Origin of the sequence: Pseudomonas sp. HN2-3 (genome assembly GCF_020691745.1) — a bacterium.
GTDB lineage: Bacteria > Pseudomonadota > Gammaproteobacteria > Pseudomonadales > Pseudomonadaceae > Aquipseudomonas > Aquipseudomonas capeferrum.
In genome coordinates, this window is the sequence record NZ_CP085704.1 from 2587729 (window position 1) to 2606435 (window position 18707).

At 63.9% G+C, this 18707-nt stretch carries 19 protein-coding genes; 8 read left to right on the forward strand and 11 right to left on the reverse strand.

What is annotated here, in order from left to right:
* Positions 1-23 precede the first annotated feature (23 nt).
* Positions 24-446 (forward strand): Lrp/AsnC family transcriptional regulator, encoded by a 423-nt coding sequence (locus LJX93_RS11825; RefSeq protein WP_033697484.1) that lies wholly within the window; start codon positions 24-26, stop codon positions 444-446.
* 384 nt (positions 447-830) lie between these two features.
* Positions 831-2249 carry an amino acid permease gene (locus tag LJX93_RS11830; protein ID WP_227697219.1) on the forward strand — a complete coding sequence of 473 codons (1419 nt, stop codon included), beginning with the start codon at positions 831-833 and terminating at the stop codon, positions 2247-2249.
* A gap of 25 nt (positions 2250-2274) precedes the next feature.
* Here LJX93_RS11830 and LJX93_RS11835 read toward each other — a convergent pair whose 3' ends face one another.
* The 4 genes from LJX93_RS11835 to LJX93_RS11850 form a co-directional block, all read right to left on the reverse strand.
* Positions 2275-2880, reverse strand: coding sequence for an START domain-containing protein (locus LJX93_RS11835; RefSeq protein ID WP_033697488.1), 606 nt, complete (start codon positions 2878-2880; stop codon positions 2275-2277).
* 88 nt (positions 2881-2968) lie between these two features.
* Positions 2969-3805 (reverse strand): bifunctional allantoicase/(S)-ureidoglycine aminohydrolase, encoded by an 837-nt coding sequence (locus tag LJX93_RS11840; RefSeq protein ID WP_047583757.1) that lies wholly within the window; start codon positions 3803-3805, stop codon positions 2969-2971.
* Positions 3806-3911: 106 nt separating this feature from the next.
* Positions 3912-5303 (reverse strand): LLM class flavin-dependent oxidoreductase, encoded by a 1392-nt coding sequence (locus LJX93_RS11845; protein ID WP_227697220.1) that lies wholly within the window; start codon positions 5301-5303, stop codon positions 3912-3914.
* A 16-nt stretch (positions 5304-5319) separates the two neighbouring features.
* Entirely contained in the window at positions 5320-6300 is a 981-nt protein-coding gene (locus LJX93_RS11850; RefSeq protein WP_033697494.1) for an aliphatic sulfonate ABC transporter substrate-binding protein, read from the reverse strand.
* A gap of 221 nt (positions 6301-6521) precedes the next feature.
* Between LJX93_RS11850 and LJX93_RS11855 the strand changes: the two genes are divergently transcribed.
* On the forward strand, positions 6522-7406 hold the full coding sequence (locus tag LJX93_RS11855; protein WP_227697221.1) for a hypothetical protein: 885 nt from the start codon (positions 6522-6524) through the stop codon (positions 7404-7406).
* Positions 7407-7410: 4 nt separating this feature from the next.
* Here LJX93_RS11855 and LJX93_RS11860 read toward each other — a convergent pair whose 3' ends face one another.
* The gene (locus LJX93_RS11860) at positions 7411-8295 is read right to left on the reverse strand and encodes a DMT family transporter (protein ID WP_033697496.1); all 885 of its coding nucleotides are present in this window, start codon (positions 8293-8295) and stop codon (positions 7411-7413) included.
* A gap of 180 nt (positions 8296-8475) precedes the next feature.
* Here LJX93_RS11860 and LJX93_RS11865 point away from each other — a divergent pair, with 180 nt between their 5' ends.
* Entirely contained in the window at positions 8476-9147 is a 672-nt protein-coding gene (locus tag LJX93_RS11865) for a TetR/AcrR family transcriptional regulator (RefSeq protein ID WP_095065147.1), read from the forward strand.
* Between the two features lie 6 nt (positions 9148-9153).
* On the opposite strand, the gene LJX93_RS11870 is transcribed toward LJX93_RS11865, so the two are convergent.
* On the reverse strand, positions 9154-10161 hold the full coding sequence (locus tag LJX93_RS11870) for a GlxA family transcriptional regulator (protein ID WP_033697498.1): 1008 nt from the start codon (positions 10159-10161) through the stop codon (positions 9154-9156).
* 500 nt (positions 10162-10661) lie between these two features.
* Between LJX93_RS11870 and LJX93_RS11875 the strand changes: the two genes are divergently transcribed.
* Entirely contained in the window at positions 10662-10874 is a 213-nt protein-coding gene (locus LJX93_RS11875; protein WP_033697499.1) for a PLDc N-terminal domain-containing protein, read from the forward strand.
* 50 nt (positions 10875-10924) lie between these two features.
* Here LJX93_RS11875 and LJX93_RS11880 read toward each other — a convergent pair whose 3' ends face one another.
* Together LJX93_RS11880 and LJX93_RS11885 are read right to left on the reverse strand one after the other, a co-directional pair.
* Positions 10925-11242: a hypothetical protein gene (locus LJX93_RS11880; RefSeq protein ID WP_033697500.1), complete on the reverse strand. Its 318-nt coding sequence runs from the start codon at positions 11240-11242 to the stop codon at positions 10925-10927.
* A gap of 287 nt (positions 11243-11529) precedes the next feature.
* Complete coding sequence (locus tag LJX93_RS11885; RefSeq protein ID WP_033697501.1) at positions 11530-12249, reverse strand: TorF family putative porin; 720 nt, start codon at positions 12247-12249, stop codon at positions 11530-11532.
* A gap of 179 nt (positions 12250-12428) precedes the next feature.
* On the opposite strand from LJX93_RS11885, the gene LJX93_RS11890 reads away from it, so the two are divergent.
* Entirely contained in the window at positions 12429-12773 is a 345-nt protein-coding gene (locus LJX93_RS11890; protein WP_033697502.1) for a hypothetical protein, read from the forward strand.
* Positions 12774-12785: 12 nt separating this feature from the next.
* Here the strand turns inward: LJX93_RS11890 and LJX93_RS11895 are convergent, their stop codons facing one another.
* Positions 12786-13037: a hypothetical protein gene (locus LJX93_RS11895; RefSeq protein WP_033697503.1), complete on the reverse strand. Its 252-nt coding sequence runs from the start codon at positions 13035-13037 to the stop codon at positions 12786-12788.
* A 180-nt stretch (positions 13038-13217) separates the two neighbouring features.
* On the opposite strand from LJX93_RS11895, the gene LJX93_RS11900 reads away from it, so the two are divergent.
* Both LJX93_RS11900 and LJX93_RS11905 read left to right on the forward strand, forming a co-directional pair.
* Complete coding sequence (locus LJX93_RS11900) at positions 13218-14573, forward strand: DUF3300 domain-containing protein (RefSeq protein WP_227697222.1); 1356 nt, start codon at positions 13218-13220, stop codon at positions 14571-14573.
* On the forward strand, positions 14570-15478 hold the full coding sequence (locus LJX93_RS11905) for a DUF2950 domain-containing protein (protein WP_050506043.1): 909 nt from the start codon (positions 14570-14572) through the stop codon (positions 15476-15478). Before LJX93_RS11900 ends, LJX93_RS11905 begins: the two co-directional genes overlap by 4 nt.
* Before the next feature lie 27 nt (positions 15479-15505).
* Here the strand turns inward: LJX93_RS11905 and LJX93_RS11910 are convergent, their stop codons facing one another.
* Entirely contained in the window at positions 15506-16462 is a 957-nt protein-coding gene (locus tag LJX93_RS11910; RefSeq protein WP_095065150.1) for a helix-turn-helix domain-containing protein, read from the reverse strand.
* A 149-nt stretch (positions 16463-16611) separates the two neighbouring features.
* The gene (locus LJX93_RS11915) at positions 16612-18696 is read right to left on the reverse strand and encodes a hydantoinase/oxoprolinase family protein (protein WP_156311544.1); all 2085 of its coding nucleotides are present in this window, start codon (positions 18694-18696) and stop codon (positions 16612-16614) included.
* Between the last annotated feature and the right edge of the window lie 11 nt (positions 18697-18707).

Here is an 18707-nt window from a genome sequence, read left to right on the forward strand (position 1 = left end):
AATCTGATTACTTGGCAGGCACCATGGACACTGTAGATCGGGAACTGATCGCGCTATTGCGTGATAATGCGCGCACGCCCATCCTGACCCTGGCGAAGAAGCTCAAGGTCGCCCGGGCAACGGTGCAAAACCGCATCACCAAGCTTGAAGAACAAGGGGTAATCATCGGTTATACGATACGCCTGAGGTCTGATGCCCTGGACCAGGGCGTGCGGGCGATTACCAGCATCGGCATCAGTGGCCATCACGCGGCGGAGGTCAAGCACGCGCTACGCGGGCATCCCAATGTCGTGGCCATCCACACCACCAATGGCCGCTGGGACCTGATGGCCGAGCTGCGGGCCGACACCCTCGAAGCCTTCGACCGGGCGCTGAACACCATCCGCTCGATACCGCACATCGAAAACACCGAGACCAGCATTTTGCTCTCCACCTACAAGATGTGATCAGGTCGATAACCCAATTGGGTAGCGGCGTAGAGCAAACTGTCACCCGGGCTTTTCACTGTGCAACATATCCCATTTCGTGTGCGCACTCTGTAGCGTTCCGATTGACCTTATCGGCTGGCAAAATGAAACAGCTTCAGCGCCATGTATTTCACGTTCAACACTGTCTTGCCAGGCATCTCCCCGAATAATGGGCGTGCACTTGTGGTGGGCTTTCAATCACTCTCAGGCCTGATGAAAAGTTCATCTGGGCGTGCTTATCCATCTGCATTAATACCCCTACCTCCTGACGCTTGCTATCACAAGGCGTTTGCACTTTCGTGCCAACTAACGGCCGCAGTGGCGAGGGCGAGGGTTTTACAGAAAAAGAATAAGAGGTCAACTATGCATCCAACGTGCAACTCGCAAGACGCGACTCCGGAGGCTGGCCGCACACTGAAACGACGGCTGGAAAACAGGCATATTCAGCTCATTTCGATCAGTGGCGCGATCGGTACCGGGCTGTTCATGGGGTCGGGCAAGATTATCGCGCTATCAGGCACCTCGATCATTCTGGTGTACGCCATCATCGGCTTTTTCGTGTTCTGCATCATGCGTGCGATGGGTGAGATGCTGCTCGCCAACCTGCACATGGAGTCGTTCGCAGACCTGGTGCATAACTACCTGGGGCCGCGTGCCGGTTACATCCTCAGTTGGTCATACTGGCTCAGCTGGGTGGTGGCGGCGGTGGGCGATGTGGTGGTGGTGGCAGGTTTCTTCCAGTACTGGTACCCCGGCGTGCCCACCTGGCTACCGGCTTTTACCACGATGTTCCTGCTGCTGGGCCTGAACATGCTTGCCGTGAAGGCCTTCGGCGAAGTCGAGTTCTGGTTCGGGCTGATCAAGATCGTTGCGATCGTGTTGCTGGTGGTGACGGGGCTGGTGATGGTCGCCACGTCGTACACCTCCCCAGGCGGGGTCACAGCCTCCTTCAGCCACCTGGTGGCGCCCGGTGTGGTCATGCCCCACGGCATTCTCGGCTTCCTTGCCGGGTTCCAGATCGCGATCTTCTCGTTTGTCGGCACCGAACTGATCGGTACGGCGGCAGCCGAGGCCAAGGACCCCGAAAGGACCCTGCCCAAGGCGATCAACACCATTCCGGTGCGTATCCTGCTGTTCTACATCTGTTCGCTGGTGTGCATCATCAGTGTGGTCTCGTGGGCCAACGTGCCTGCCAATCGCAGCCCATTCGTCGAGCTGTTCCTGCTCGGCGGCCTGCCGGCTGCTGCCGGGATCATCAACTTTGTCGTGCTGACCTCTGCGGCCTCGTCCGCCAACAGCGGTGTGTACTCGGGGTCGCGGATGCTCTATGGCCTGGCGCATCAACAGCAGGCACCCACGGCATTCGGGCGCCTGTCCGGGTCGGGTACGCCGGTCAGGGCGTTGATGTTCTCGGGGGTGTGCATGGCGATTGCGCTGACGCTGCTGTTCGTGATCCCCGAGGTCATGACCGTGTTCACCCTGGTATCGACCATTTCTGCGGTGATGATCATCGTCACCTGGTCGTTGATTCTGATGTCCTACTTCGCCTACCGCCGTCAGAACCCCAAGGCACATGAGCAGTCTAGGTTCAAGCTGCCGGGTGGCAAGACGACGGCGGCCATGGCGCAGCTGTTTCTGATCTTCGTGTTGTGCCTGCTGGCCCTGGAGCCTGATACGCGTACGGCGCTGTATGTCATGCCGCTGTGGTATATCGGTTTGCTGCTGGCCTACCGGCGACGGGTCAAGGTGTGTGCCCGCCAGATGGCTGCCACGGTGTCCTGAAACCCCAGGCATCGGCGAGCGGGCCTCAGCGTTGGCGCTCGGCCACCGCCCGCAGGGTGCGCAGGGTAACCACCGGCGCATCCACCACGAAGCGGTTGGCCAGCCAGCCGGGCACATCCCCGGCAGGGTCTGCCTTGAGCTGGTAGGTAACCTCGGTTTGCCGTTCACCCAGCGGTTTCATCACCCATTCGCCCGTGAGGCGCTGCACGCGTATCAGCCCGGCCACCTCGGGGACCTTGCCGGGGTCGGCGCGCAGGTGGCGCAACAGGGTGCCATCGTCGCGCAGTTCGGTGGTGACCTTGAGCACGATATCCCGCGGCATCGTCGGCCACGGCAGGTCGGTGGTCAGGTACACCCAGGTACTGTCGCCGTCGACCTCCAGCAGGCGCATTTCGGCACAGGCGTACAGCCATTTGCATGCCACCCGCAGGTTTTCCTGCAGGTCGGTGAGCGTGCGCACGCTGGCCTTCATGGTGCTGACACCGCGAAATTGCTGGTAAGGGGAGCCGGCAGCGGCACTGAGGTAGACGCGGATGCCTTCTCTGTCGTAGGCCAGGTTCCAGTCGTCGGCTGCCTGAGCAGCGCCGGACAGCGCCAGCAACAGGGCGGCAAGCAGGCGATAGCGGTTCATGATGAGCACCGCGCAGGGCAGGGGTGATCAGTATGAGCGGCAAACAGAAAGCCCGCCAGGTGGCGGGCTTCGGACCATCAGCCTGGGCTCAACGCTGTGGGTTGAGGGTCAGGTGCACGTGGCGGTTGACGTCCTTGTACAGCAGGTAGCTGAAGTTGCCTGGGCCACCGGCGTAGCAGGCTTGCGGGCAGAAGGCGCGCAGCCACATGAAGTCGCCGGCTTCGACTTCGACCCAGTCCTGGTTCAGGCGGTACACCGCCTTGCCTTCCAGCACATACAGGCCGTGCTCCATGACGTGGGTTTCAGCGAACGGAATGACGCCGCCTGGCTGGAAGGTCACGATGTTGACGTGCATGTCGTGGCGCATGTCGGCCATGTCGACGAAGCGGGTGGTGATCCAGCGGCCTTCGGTACCCGGCATTTCAATGACAGTGGCATTGTCGCGGTGGGTGACGAAGGACTCTGGCAGGTCCAGGCCTTCAACCTTCTGGTAGTGCTTGCGCAGCCAGTGGAAGGTGACGTTGGCCTTGCTGTGGTTGCGCAGGCTCCACTCGGCGCCTGGGGCGATGAAGGCGTAGCCGCCCTGGGTCAGGGTGTGGTGCTTGCCTTCCAGGGTGATGTCGAGCTCACCCTCGACCACGAACACCACGGCTTCGGCGTTGGGGTCCAGTTCCGGGCGCTCGCTGCCGCCTTCCGGGGCAACTTCGACGATGTACTGCGAGAAGGTCTCGGCAAAGCCGGTCAGCGGGCGGGCGATGACCCACATGCGCATCTTGTCCCAGAACGGCAGGTGGCTGGTGACGATGTCACGCATCACGCCCTTGGGGATGACGGCATAGGCTTCGGTGAACATGGCACGGTCAGTCAGCAGCTCGGTTTGAGCCGGGTGCCCACCGTGGGGGGCGAAGTAGGAATGATTCGACATGGACGATCTCGACTTGTTGTTCTCTCCCCGTGCCGTGAACCGCACCGGCCGGTGCGGCGCAGGGGATGTGCCGACAGAATAGGGTCGAGCGCGTGCCATCTACAAATTAAATGTTGGAATACCCGGTATTTGCCGGCTGAATGCTAACCTGGCGCCCTGCATGTTGCTCCGGCAGGCGGTTGCCCTGGCCGAACAGCTTGTGGCGCAAGGTGCCGTCCTGGTAGTGCAGGGGGTAGCGGCCGCGACGTTGCAGCTCGGGTATCAGCAGCTCGACCACATTGGCCAGGTCATCAAGTTGCACGGCGTAGGTGAGGTTGAACCCGTCGATGCCGGTCTCGTCCAGCCAGCTTTCCAACTGATCGGCAATATCACTGGCTGCGCCCACCAGTACCGGGCCGCGGCCCCCCAGGCCAACGAACTCGGCGGCCTCGCGCACGGTCCAGCGGCGGTTGGGGTCGGCCGCGGTGAAGGCGGCCAGGGCCGCGCGGCCGGCATCGTTCTCGACATATTCGATGGGGGCATCCGGGTCGAGGCCGGCGAAGTCGATGCCGGTCCAGCCCGACAGCAGGGCCAGGGCGGCGTCCAGGTCAACGTAGCCACGGTACTCGGCGAAGCGCGCTTCGGCTTCTTCACGGGAGGGGGCGACGATCAGCAGGGCCTGGGCGTAGATCAGTACCTCGTCGCGGCCACGCCCGGCAGCCTCGCTGGCCTGGCGGATGCCGTCGGCATAGCGGCGCAGCACCGTAGCCGTAGGCCCGCTGATGAACACGCACTCGGCATGTTGCGCGGCGAACTGCTGGCCGCGTGCCGAGGCCCCCGCCTGGAACAGCACCGGCGTGCGCTGCGGCGAGGGCTGGCACAGGTGCATGCCAGGCACCTGGAAGTGCTCGCCGGCATGGCTGATCGGGTGTACCCGGGCAGGATCGATGTAGCGGCCGCTGTCACGCTCAAGCACCACCGCATCGTCGTCCCAGCTTTTTTCCCACAGTTTGTACAGCACCTGCAGGTACTCCTCGGCCAGGTCGTAACGCTGGTCGTGGCCAAGCTGGCGAGCCAGGCCCAGGTTGCGCGCGGCGCTGTCCAGGTAGCCGGTGACAATGTTCCAGCCGACTCGGCCATTGCTCAGGTGGTCAAGCGTGGACATGCGCCGGGCAAAGGGGTAGGGGTGCTCGTAGGTCAGTGAGAAGGTCACGCCAAAGCCCAGGTGCTCGGTGACCCCGGCCATGGCCGGAACCAGCAGCAGCGGGTCGTTGACCGGCACCTGTACGCCGCCGCGCAGGGCCGCTTCGGGGCCACCCTGATAGACGTCGTAGATGCCCAGCACATCGGCGATGAACAGCGCATCGAACAGGCCGCGCTCCAGCAGGCGGGCCAGGTCGGTCCAGTAGTCCAGGCGGTTGAAGGCCACGCTGGTGTTACGCGGGTGGCGCCACAGGCCAGGGGACTGGTGGCTGGCGGCGTTCATGCTGAAGGCGTTGAAGCGGATGGGGCGGGGCATGGCGGTCAGTCTCCAGTCACGGCAGCACGGAAGCCGGGTAGACCGCATCGGCTACCTGCAACTTGCGCGGAATCAGGCCCAGGCCCTGGAAGGTGTCGGCCAGCTTCTGCTGTTCGGCGACGATCTGCGGGGTAATGGCGACGGCGTTGTAGTTACGGCGTTCGCTGGCCACTTGCAGCACGTCGGCCTTGATCCCCAACTGCGGCGCCAGCAGCGCGGCGACTTGCGCAGGCTCGGCGTTGGCCCATTGGCTGACCTTGCCCAGTTCGGCGAAGAAGGCCTTGAGCAGCGGGCGGTGCTGGTCGGCGAACGCAGCAGTGGAAAGGTAGAACGTGCGGTTGTTGGTCAGGCCGCTGCCGTCGCGCAGGTTCTTGAGCCCTGGCTGGCTTTCTGCCGCCGCGAGGAACGGGTCCCACAGGGTCACGGCCTGGACGCTGCCTGATTGCAGGGCCGCCACTGCGTCGGCGGCATTATTGACGTAGGCGGGGGTGATGTCCTGGTAGCTCAGGCCGGCTTGCTCCAGCGCGACGGCCAACAGGTACTGGGCGTTCCAGCCGCGGCCGGTGGCTACCCGCTTGCCTTTGAGGTCCTGCACGCTGGTGAGGTGGTCTTGCTCGCGTACCACCAGGCCGATACCGCGTGGGTAGGGTTGTTCGGCGGCCAGGTAGACCACCGGTTTACCGGCGGCCTGGGCAAATACTGACGGGGCGTCAGCGGCGTGGCCGAGGTCGATGGCGCCGGTGCTCAGGGCTTCGAGCAATTGCGGGCCTGCGGCGAACTCGTGCCAGCTGACGGTCACGCCTTGCGGGGCGAGGGCTTTCTCCAGGGCGCCGCTGCCTTTGAGAATATTGATGCTGTTGAACTTCTGGTAACCAATACGCAGGGTCTTGGCGTCTTCGGCCAGGGCATTGGACCAAGGCAACAGGGCGCTGGCGACACTGGCCAGCAGGCCGCCGATTAGCAGGCGACGCAGGGGCGAGAAGGCACGGACGGGCATGAGGCGTATTCCTTGAATGGGGTGGCAATCGATGCGCCCAGACTAAGGAGGTGGCGTTTGGCTTTCAATTTGTTTATTCCATTTAGTTAGAATGTTTAGTTATTTTTATATCATTTTTATGATTCACGATTCAGCACCCGTTACACGGCAAATACAGTGTGCCATGACATTTTTTTCACATCTCCTTGCTAGGATCCCGCACTCTCGAGGAGCCCTTTTTCATGCCGCACATCCTGCGCAAACGCAGCACCCGCATCGGCCTGACCGCCACCGCCAGCCTGCTCGCTGCCACGCTGGGCTTCTTCGCCTGGCAGAGTTTTTACCCCGTCCAGGCTGCCAGCGGTTGGGATGTCGAGGTGTTGCACCGCGACGTGACCAAGGCTGCGTCGTTGTTGCCGCAGGCCGACGGCAGCCTGCTGGTCAGCCGCGAGCTGGACGACGGCCGTGGCAGCATCCTCAAGATTACTGCCCAGGGTGACCGCGTGGTGGTGATCGACAACCTGTCCAAGCCCGACGGCATGGTCGCGGCCGAGGGCGGCTGGGTCTTCAGCCAGGAGGGTGGCCTTGCGCCGGTCAGCCTGTCTCGCGACGGCCAGGTCACCCACCTGTTCGACGGCGAGAGCGTGCAAGGGTTGTGGAACGATGGCGATCACCTCTATGCGATCGAAGACCGCAAGGGCAATGGGCGGTTGATGCGCTATGACTGGCGCAGCGGCCAGCTGGATGTGCTGCGCACAGGGCTCAGCGAAACCGAAGGCCTGACCCGCTGCAACGATGGCCGCCTGCTGTATACCGAGAAAGCCAACGGCAAGGTTCGCGCATTGTCCGAGGACGGCCAGGACCCGGTGGTGGTCGATGGCCTGCGCAACCCGACCTTCCTGTTTTGCGACCAGCGCGGCTTGTGGATCAGCGAAGACAACACGCACCGCGCCCGCCTGCTGCGCATCGACGCCGATGGCACGCGCCAGACGGTGCTGTCGTTCCTCAAGGCGCCCCAGGCAATCGTTGCCGATGGCAAAGGTGGTTACCTGCTTGCCGAAGGCGGGCGTAACCGCGTACTGCACCTGGCCCCTCCGGTAGAGCGCAATACCGCGCAGCGCGACTGAGGGCTCAGTTTGGCAGGCGCGGTTTGCGCCCTGGCAGCAGGCCCAGCACCAGCAGGCAGCCGACCAGCACCACCGCGCCGCCCGCCAGTTGCAGCAGGCTCAAGGCTTCGTCGAGGAACAGCGCGCCCACCAGTACCGCGACCAACGTCACCACGAACTCGACACTGAGGGCACGGGTGGCGCCGATGCGCGCCACCAGGCCGAAATACAGCACGTACGTGGTGGCGCTCATGACCGCGCCGCTGATCATCAAGTACAGCCAGTCGCTGGCTTGCGGCACGCTGGGCACCGGCACCACCCACAGCAGGGGCAGGGTCAGCAGGCCGCCGGCCAGGAAGGCGCCGCCGGTGACGGTCCACGGGTCCTGGCCACGCAGGTGCAGGCTGGCGTAGTTGCTGCCGAACGCGGCGCTCAAGGCACCGAACAGCGAAGCGATGCAGCCGTGGATGAACACGTCGCTGACCGGCTGGGCCGGAAACCCCACCAGCATGGCGATACCGACGAAGCCCAGAAGCAGGCCCGCCAGGCCCTGCAAGGTGATTTTCTCCAGCCCCCAGACACGGCCGATGATCATCGAGAACAGTGGGATGGTGGCCACGAAGATCGCCGCCATGGCCGTACCGATCCGCGGGGTGGCATAGGACATGCCGATCAACTGCCCGGCCACGGTGGTAGCGCCGATCACCAGCAGCGGTTTCAACAGCGGGCGCAGGCGCAGGGTGCGCCCGAGCAAGGCGGCCAGAATCGCCAGGGTACTGCCGGCAATCAGCGCCCGCAGGCTGACCGCGCCGACCCAGCCGAAGGCGTGCACCACCTTGAGCAGGACCAGAAAGGAAAATCCCCAGGCAATGGCCAGAAACAGGTAGGCGGCAAAGTCACGCGGTTGCATGGGGCAGGGTCCGTCCAGGGCAGAGGAACGCAGGCTAGCGGGTTGCGGGGCGTGACTTCAAGCGCCGTCGGCGGTTTGCCTGCAACGCCGTTTCGTGGCTACCCGACCAACAGCGTGCTTCCCTGCATGGCCGCGCTCACGGATAATCACTGTATTCCAATAAACAGCCTGTGAGTGGGTATGAGTGATTCCGTAGTCAGCCTCGGCCAGCCTGAGATCGAAGGGGTGCGCAAGTCGCGCAAGAACAACCCCGAGAAAACGCGCGAGGATATCCTTCAGGCCGCCATCAACGAGTTCGTCCAGCAGGGCCTGGCCGGCGCGCGCGTCGATGCCATCGCCGAGCGCACCGCCACCTCCAAACGCATGATCTACTACTACTTCGGCAGCAAGGAGCAGTTGTACGTCGAGTGCCTGGTCAAACTCTACGGTGATATCCGCAAGACCGAGCAAAGCCTGGACCTGGAGTCGCTGCCGGCCGAGCAGGCGATCCGCCGTCTGGTGGAGTTCACCTTCGATCACCACGACCGCAATGTCGATTTCGTGCGCATCATCTGCACCGAGAACATTCACTACGGCGAGTACGTCAAACAGTCGCCGGTCATTCGCGAAATGAGCAGCCTGGTGCTCGAAGCCCTTGGCAGTACCCTGCGCCGGGGCGAGCAGGAAGGCGTGTTCCGTGCCGGTATCGAGGTCATCGACCTGCACATGCTGATGAGCTCGTTCTGTTTCTACCGGGTGTCGAACCGCCACACCTTCGGCGAGATCTTCCAGATAGACCTCGCCGACGAAGCCATCAAGCAGCGCCACAAGACCATGATCGGTGACGCGGTCATTCGCTACATCCGCGCCTGAGCGGTGTCATTCGCCCAGCCGTTGCTCGCGTGACGGCGGGTAGCCGAAGTATGCGGCGTAGCACTTGCTGAAGTGCGACACCGAAACGAACCCGCAGGCCACTGCCACGTCCATCACCGACAGGTCGGAGTACTGCAGCAGGCGGCGGCTCTTGGTGATGCGCAATTCCATGTAGTAGCGCCGCGGCGAGGTGCCCAGTTGGGCCTGGAACAAGCGGTCGATCTGGCGCCGCGAGCGCCCGCTGTAGGCGGCCAGCTGATCGAGGCTGAGGGTTTCTTCGAGGTTGTTCTCCATCAGCTCGACGATGGTGCGCATGTGCAGGCTCATGGACTTTTTCGCCCCCGGGCCGACCTGGCGATAGCGCGCGCCCGAGAACGACAGGATTTCTTCGACGCCTTCGGCCAGGCCGTCGCCGTAGAGCCTGCGAACCAGGCCGAGCATCAGCTCCATGGCGCCATTGGGGCTGGCGGCGCTGAGGCGGTCACGGTCGAGGGTGAAACTGGCCGGGGTGATGCGGGTTTGCGGGCTGCGCTCCGAGAGGCTGGCGCGTTGCTCGGGGTGGATGCTGCAGCCATAGTCATCCAGCACGCCCGCGCGGCCGAGGAACCAGGCGCCGTTCCACAGGCCGCCCAGGGCCATGCCGTGGGCTGCGCAGTCGTGCAGCAGTCGGTCGAGTTCAGGGTACCTGAGCGGCGTGCGCAGGCCGCCGCAGATGATCAGCAGGTCCAGCTCGCGCAGTGCTTCGGCCGACAGGTCGCTGGCCACCAACTCCAGCCCCAGGTCGCTCAACACCCGGTCACCGTCCAGCGACAGCGGGGTGAACTGGAAGCTGTCGGTGCGCAGCAGGTTGGCGGTGACCAGCACATCCATGGCCACGGTGAAGCTGGCCATGGAGAAGTGTTCCAGCAATACGAAGTCGACCCGATAGGGCGCTTGGGCATTTGCGGTGGTGGACTTGAGCCGCAGCATGTTGCTGGTGCTGGTCTTTTTGCTGAACTGACGTGGGGTGGGCACTCTGGACTCCGCTTCCTGGCTGGCCTGGGGAGTGTGCTCGGTGGCAGGGGGAAAGACAATCTCCGGGGTGGGGGTGTCGTATTTGAGGTCGTGTTCAGGCAATTGGGCGGGGGGAGTGCATGGCTTGAATTTTCCAGCGCCTATGAGATCGAGCGCCGCCCGCGCGGCGCTTCGCGGGGCAAGCCCGCTCCCACTGTCCACCTCCGGCCAGTTTTGTCAGTGAGATCTCCACTGCAAGCCTTGGTGCATGGCATGAGCTTAAGGGGATCCGAACGATGCACCGGCTCGATATCGAGTCGAACATACGAGGCGGACAGTGAAGATGTCACAGGCATAATTGGCCGAAGGTAGACAGTGGGAGCGGGCTTGCCCCGCGAAGCGCCGCGCGGGCGGCGCTCGATCTCATAGGCGCCGAAACCCTGACGGCGTACCTTCTAACCAAATTGAACCCTCAGCGCCTGCCACAGCCCAACGCATTACACGCCAATGGGAGAGCGCTCATGGAAATCGGAACGATCTGGATCATCCTCGCAGCCGTCGTGATTCTTCTGGAAATCTGGGCCATCTGGCACATCATCGGCAGTGACCGGCGCGCCGAGCGCAAGATGCTATGGGTCGTATTCGTGGTCTATGCACCGTTGCCAGGCTTGCTGTTCTGGGCTTGGCGCGGGCCGCGCGCAGTGAAGGGCAGGGCGGTATTGCAGGAAAAGTAATAGCCAGAGCATCAGGCGCGGGGGCGCCTGATGCGGCCACCGTCAACGCCTCAGGGCAGGATGCTGAACCGGATGGCCTGGCCCAGGCCATCCACCATCAAGCAGCCGTGAAACCTGACGCGCGACAGCACACGCAAGCTCTTGAGCTCTTCGTGGATGCGGTCGCGTATCTGCTTCTCGGCCTCGTCGATCCGGTCCGCCGTCGTCGCATGGTAGAGGTGAACCACACCCAACAACGTGGTTTCAATGTGCTCAACGGTATCCCAGCCGATTTTGCGCAGATGCAGGCGTGCGCTCGCGGCTTCGTCCTCATCGCCTTCATGCCGTGGGTTGATGGTGTAGGCGAGTTGAAAATGATGCTTGGTCATTGTCGCTTTCCTTGTTGCAGGCTGGCCTCCGTGCCGGGTCTTGCAATCTAGCGGCTGACAGACCTCGCTGAAAACACACACGTGGTTCAATGCTCCGACTTCGCTATCAGAAAAGTCTTACGGCGTTCTTGACCTCAAGCTAACGCGAGGTCTGATACTCGGGCCTTTCTTCCCCCGTGCGAGTTGCTGTATATCGCCGGCCAAGATACCGCTACCGCGCTTGGCGCTGGACGGGATGTTCATGGAAATCGAGGCCGTGGCGGCAACGGACTGATCAGCGCCTCAGGCTAGAAGAAACTGCGCTGCGCCTTGAACGTGACCACACTCTCGCAATACGCATTGATACCGGCATAGGCATCGCAACCGGAACCGCTGAGGTTGGAGTTGCTGTAGATCAAATTGAGGTCGATGCCCAGCCAAGGCCGCGACAGCTCCAGCGACCAGTCGGAAAACGCGCTGACCTGGCTGCCATCGCCAATCGTGAACGGCGTGCCCAAACGATGATGGGCCAGCTTGACGGTAAAGTCGGCGTCGAGCAGGGGCAGTTGACCGAGGTCGGCGAACAGGGTGCTGGTGCGGTTGTCGGGGTTGTCACGCAACGCGCCACCAAAACGGCTGCCGTATACCGAGATGCCCCCGTAGACGGCGTAGCTGTCAGGGCCTGAGAGGTTGGGTTGGCTGTAGTGGATCAACCCCACTTCATAGCCCAGGGTGCTGTCGAAGTGGTGCTGGTAGCCCATGTAGCTGTCCAGGCGCAGGGTGGAGTCGGGCGACAGGCCCATGCTCGGGGCGTATTGCCCCAAGTACCAGCCGTTGAGGTGGCTGAGGTCGAGGCCGCCATGAAAGGCCCCCACGGCGCTCGGCGAAATAAGCCCCTGGGCCATGCTGCGCGTCGGCGTAGTGCCAAGTTTGAAGTCGAAATCGCCCAATTGGCGCTGTATCTGCTGGGCCTGCAACGCGGCGCTGAACAGCAGCGCTGCGCTCAGCAACAGAATGGGCCTGGTCATGGTCACCGTCCTGGAAGGCTTGCTGTAGAGCGCCCAAGGATACCCGTGTTGGCCAAGGGTGCAAACCGTTCGGCGCGCCACCCAGGCGGCAGGGCTAGCGCTGATCGTGCGTTTACGCCCGAGCGTCGCACATTCTCTTCTAGAATTGCCTGAACACTTTCCACTCCAAGGCCCAGGCCATGCGCAGACTGTGGCGGAAATACCTCGACCTGCTGGATGCGGACCTGAGCACCAAGGTTTTTGACAATTTCAAGAACCTGTTGGTCTGCGGCCTGCTGTTTGCCGCCGGTACGGATGCCCTGCACAACAGCGACCCCGTGTTCCTCGGGCTGTGGGTACCGAGCGTGACCGGCTGGGGGTTGATCATCGTGTCGGCATTGCTGCTGCTGTTGAATGTCAGCGATACGCTGCATCGCTTGGCCAAGCTGCCGTATCACACGGCGCTGCAGGTTGCGCTGTGTTTGCTGTACCTGGTTCTGGCGTCGCGGGTGGTGGAAATCATCTGGAATTTTCGCGCGCACTGAACGTGGCCGGGCCTAGCCTTGGCTGGAGGAGGAGCGTTCGGCAACCTCTGTCACCACTTGATCGCTGCCAGCGCGCTGGATGACCAACCGCCGTTGTTCGTATTCGTCCAGGGAAAGGCCCTGGCGTTGCAACGCTTCGAGTTGCAACTGCCGGGTTTCCTCGGCGGTGTAGGCGCGCAGTTCAGGGTGGCTGGCGCAGCCGCTCAACACGGTCATGGCGGTGGCAATCAGGGCAGTGAGCAACAGGCGGGCCGAGGTTTTCATCGAGCAGCTCCAGAGTTTGGGGGGCGCAGGGATCGAAGCGATGGAGCAAGGTTATTGGGCATCCTCGATCAGTAGAAATTGCCTTGCTCGATAGTGACTATCGACAGCACCTTCTGGCGGGCAATACGGCTGAGCTTTGCTACCGTTAACCCACGCGGTTCGACCACATAGGGATAAGTCATGCGCATGCCATTGTTCGGGGTCTTGTCGGCGGTGCTGTGCCTGCAAGGCGTACCGGGGCTGGTCAAGGCCGAGGATGCTGCGGCGCCGCAAACCGCCGCAGTCGCCGCCAAGGAGGCGGTGTTCACCCAGGAGCAACTGGACCAGATGCTGGCGCCCCTTGCCCTTTACCCGGATGCGCTGCTGGCGCAGGTACTGATGGCGGCGACCTACCCCGGGCAAGTGGCCGAGGCGGTGGCCTGGTCCAAGGCCAACCCTAAGGCCACTGGCGACGCTGCGGTCAAGCAAGTGGCCAACCAGGCCTGGGACCCGAGTGTGCAGGCGCTGGTCGCCTTCCCGCAGGTGCTGGCAACCCTCGGCCAGGACCCAGTCTGGGTCCAGCGTCTGGGCGATGCCTTCCTCGCGCAACCCGACGATGTCATGAATGGCGTGCAGCGCCTGCGTCACCAGGCCCAGGCTGCCGGTAACCTGCAGAGCAACCAGTACCAGCAGGTGACTGTGCAGGCGGCACCGGCGCCCAAGGCCAGTGCTCCGGCCAGCAGCGCGCCGACCACCATCATCATCGAGCCCGCCGAACCGCAGGTGGTGTACGTGCCCAGCTACAACCCGACCACCGTCTACGGCACCTGGGCCTACCCGGCCTCACCACCGGTGTATTACCCGCCGCCGCCGATGTATTACGCAGGCTCCGCACTGGTGGCGGGGCTGGCGTTCGGTACCGGCGTTGCGATTGTCAGTTCGCTGTGGGGCAATTGCGACTGGGGCCACAACGACATCGATATCGACGTCAATCGCTACAACAACATCAACGTCAACAACCGCATCAGCAACAACCAGAACAAGTGGCAGCACAATGCGGTAAATCGCGAAGGCGTGCCATACCGCGATGCACGCAGCCGTCAGCAATATGGCCGGCAACTGGACGGCGCCGCGCAGCGCACCGCCTTCCGGGGTGACGACGCCCAGCGTGCCCAGGCACGGGACAAGGCGCGCGCCTCGATGGACAGGGCAGGCATCGAACGGCCTGCCACCAGCAACCGCGAGGCGCGCGACCGGGTGCGCGAGGCGCAGGCGAACACCCCACGGCCTGCCGAGCGCCGAGCGCAGGCGGGCAGTAGCCGTGACAACCTGCAGGCCAGGCAGCAGGTGGCGCAAGCGCGGCCGGCCAACAGCGCTGGCCGTGCCCGCAATAACGCCTTCGATGGCGTGCGCTCGCCATCGAGCACCCGTGCGCAGGCCGACCGAGGTCGCATCAGCCAGTCGTTTGCCCAGCGGCCGCACACTGCGCGAGCCGCCGGGCATCAGATTTCCAGGCCCAGTGCGCCCATGCGCCGTGGTGGAGGAGGCCGTCGATGAACCGTCGATCAGGGTGGGTTGCCTGTGCCCGTTGTTGGTTGTTGGTCGCAGGGATGGCGGGCTCGTGCCTGGTGACGGCGCAGGAGGCCTTCCCGACGCCCGAAAAGGCCGCCGAAGCCTTTGTTGCAGCGCTGGGCAAGGAGCACGCCGACGAGACACGCCTGGCACAGTTGTTGGGGGATGACTGGCGAACCTATATCCCCAGCGGCGGCGTACAGCGCAGCGACGTGGATGCGTTCTTGCAGCAGTACCGCGAAGCGCACCGCGTTGAAAGGCCCCATGAGCACCAGGCCATCCTGGCAGTGGGGCACGAACGATGGACACTGCCCATTCCCATCATCCAAGGCAGCCGCGGTTGGCGTTTCGACCTCAAGGCCGGCAGCGCCGAAATCCGCGCCAGGCGCATCGGCCGCAACGAGCTGGCGGCGTTGCAGTCGGTGCTGGCCTACCACGACGCGCAGCTCGATTACGCCTCGCAGGACCGCAATGGCAACGGTGCGCTCGAGTATGCACAGAAGATCCTCAGTACGCCCGGCAAGCACGACGGCCTGTACTGGGAAGATGCCGGCGATGGCCAGGTCAGCCCATTGGGGCCACTGTTCGGCCGGGATGTGGTCGGTGATGACTGGTACGGCTACCGTTTCCGCATCCTCGCTGCACAAGGCCCGTCAGCGCCCGGGGGCGCCTACAGCTACCTGATCGGCAACCAGATGAGCCGTGGTTTCGCCCTGGTTGCCTGGCCTGCCAAATATGACGACAGCGGGGTGATGAGTTTCATGATCAGCCACGACGGGCAGGTCTTCGAAAAGGACCTGGGGCCAGAAGGAGAGAAGCTCGCCAAGGCCATGAAGCGCTTCGACCCCGACGACAGCTGGAAGCTGGTCGATACCCCTGTTGGCGGCTGAAGCCGGCGCATCCTTGCGCCGCTGCATTCAGTGCGTGCGCACCGCGCGCACCTCGCGTGCGGTACAGCCATAGCGTTGGCGAAAGGCGCGGGTGAACTGGGCCTGGTCGGTGAAGCCCCAGCGAAACGCCAGCTCGCCGATCGCCTGGTGGCAGTGCGGGTCGCGCAGTTGCTGATACACCGCCTCCAGGCGCTGTTGGCGCACCCATTCGCCGAGGGTGTAGGGCGTGATCGAGAATAGCTTGTGCAGGTAGCGCAGTGACAGGCCGCAGGCATTGGCGATGGCTTGCGGTGACAGGTCGGGGTCGCCGAGGTTTTGCAGTACATAACGCTCGACCCGGGTCAGGTGCAGCGTGCTGAGGTTGGAGCCTTCGCTGCCCAGCACGCGCTCATCCTGTTGCAGGGCCAGCAGCAGAGTCGCACTTGCTTGCTCCAGCAGCAGGTGGCGTGCCGCTGCGGGGCTGGCGTCGAAGTGGCGCGCGCAGAGGTCCAGCTGCTCGACGAAGATGCGCCCCAAACCTTGGCTGGCGTCGAAGCAGTGGCGGGTGTAGCGCCTGTGCCCGAGCAGGTTCGCCTTCAGCGCACGCTCCGGCAGCTTCAGTACCCACAGGTCATTGTCCGCGCGGTAGTGGAAGCGGTAAGGGGCGTCGCCGCGCTCGACGATAAAACCGCCAGGGCGGCAGCTCAGTTGGTGGCCATCCTGCTCGAAATGCACCTCGCTGCGGCTAGGGACGGTAACCAGGTAGAACGCGTCAGAGTCCTGGCCGATGTGCGCCTTGTTGCGTGAATAGCCGAGCTGGCTGGAGCGCAGGCGTGACAGGCTGAGCGGGGTGGTGGGCGTGCTCCAGCGCTGCAAGTGGCCGTCGAATGGCTGTTCGGCGGCAAATTCCAGGCTCAACGGGAAGTACGTATCACTGATCGCTTCGGCCCAGCGTGCCTGGCGTTCGGGCTGCGCCCAGCCGTGGGTCGAGAGTTCTGTGGGCATGGTGGGTCCTTTTTCAAAGAGGGCAGCATTGAAAAAAGGAACTGCAGGCAAGCTACTCAAGCAGCTCTTGTTATTGTGCAAAAAAGCCCGGCTGCGCAAAGCGGCCGGGCAGGTATCACGCCCATGATCGGCGCGTGCCGACCTTCAGATCAAGCGCCGCGTGTCACCCGGTAGGTGGCAGACGGCTCCAGGCAGGCTTGCCAGCCTGGCGGCACGACGATGTTGGTGGTGTCCTCCTCGATCACACAGGGTCCCTGCACGGTCTGCCCAGGCAGCAGGCGGTTACCGTTGAACACCGGCGTGCGTTGCCACTCACCATCGGCACTGAACAGCATCGGGCGCTCGCTGTCCGGGGCTGCGGCCGGTGGCTGGGCCGGCCCTTGCAGCGTTGGCTGTGGCGGGCGGGGCAGGTGACCGATGACCGAGCACTCCAGGTTGACCAGCTCTACCGGGCTCTCTGGCTCGCTGTACGAATAGAGCGTCTGGTGGCGTACGTGGAAAGCCTCGATCAGCGCTGCCAGCCCGTTGCTGTCCAGGGCGTGGCGTTCCAGCTGCACGCTGCATTCGTGGATCTGCCCTCGGTAGCGCATTTCCAGGGTGTAGTGGCAACTGCTGGCCTGGTCGCCGAAACCGTCTTCGCGCAGGTTCGCCAGGCCTTGCTGGCGCAGCTCGGCGAGGGCATGGTTGAGCTGCGCCAGGTCAGCGTCCTGCGCGTCCAGGCGCATCGACAGGCTGGTCAGCTGGTCATAACGCACATCCGAGAGGATCTGGCCGAAGGCGCACAGCCCTGAGGCCACCTTGGGGATCAGCACGGTGTGCATGCCGATTTCTTCGGCCAGGCGCACCACGTGCATGCCCGCCGCGCCGCCCGCCCCGATCAGGGCGAAGTCGCGAGGGTCGTGGCCGCGTTCGATGGACACCCGGCGGATACCGTTGACCATGTTCAGGTTGACCAGGGTGGTAATGCCAAACGCGGCGCGTTCCACGCTGATGCCCAGCGGCTCGGCGACCTTGATGCGGATGGCGTCCAGCGCCGCCTGGCGGTTCAAGCGAATGCTGCCACCGAGCAATGCGCCGTCGGGCAGGTAACCCAGGGCCAGGTTGGCATCGGTGACGGTGGGTTCAGTGCCGCCTTTGCCATAGCACACCGGGCCGGGCGTGGCGCCAGCGCTGCGTGGGCCGACCTGGAGCATGCCGAATTCGTCGAGGTGGGCGATGGAGCCACCGCCGGCGCCCAGGGTTTCCACCTGGATCATCGGCACGCCGATACGCTGGCGTAGAAAGTCCACATCCTTGCTGAAATTGGTGCGCCCGGCGTTGGTCAGGGTAATGTCGAACGAGGTGCCCCCCATGTCCACGGTGATGACGTTGTCGATGCCGAACGGGCGCGCTACCGCGAGCCCGGCCTGGGGCGCCGAGGCAGGCCCCGAGTTGATCGCGTTGACCGCACGCTCACGCATTAGGTGGCCGGGTGCCAGGCCGCCGTTGGACTGGAAGTAGCGTACCGGTTGCTGCGCGCCCAGTTCCTCGAACAGGCTGTCGATGCGTGCCACGTAACGCGCCATCACCGGGCTCAGGTAGGCGTTGACCACGGTGGTGGAGGTACGGGTGTATTCGCGGATTTGCGGGAACACTTCAACGCCTGTGCAGACGAACACCCCGGGCAGCGCCGCCCGTACCAGCTCGGCGGCGCGCTGCTCATGGCTGGGGTTGCGCACCGACCAGAGGAAGGAGATGGCCACCGCTTGCACGCCTTCGGCACGCAAGTAATCGATGGCCTCGTGTACCGCGCGTTCGTCCAGCGGGGTGTGTTCGCGGCCATCACCGAGGATCCGGCCGCCGATGGGACGGCGCAGGTGACGCGGGGCAAGCATGTGCGCCGGCGGGTAGTGGGCGTCATAGCGGTGGCCCTCTTCCTTGTGGCCGAGGCGGATCTCCAGGCTGTCTTCGTGGCCCTCGGTGCACAGCAGGCCGACCTTGACCCCGGTGCGCTCGATCAGGGCGTTGAGGGCGACCGTGGTGCCGTTGATGCACAGGTCGCAGTTGGCGATGATCTCGGCCGGCGTGCGGCCGGTGGCGTCGGCGATCTGCGCCAGGCCGGCGCGAATGGCCAGGGTGCCATCCTGCGGCGTGGATGGGGCTTTGAACAGCTGCACGCCACCGTCGCGGTCAGCCAGGATGAAGTCGGTAAAGGTGCCGCCGGCGTCGATGCCCAGGCGATATTGATTGCGCATGATGGGTCTCC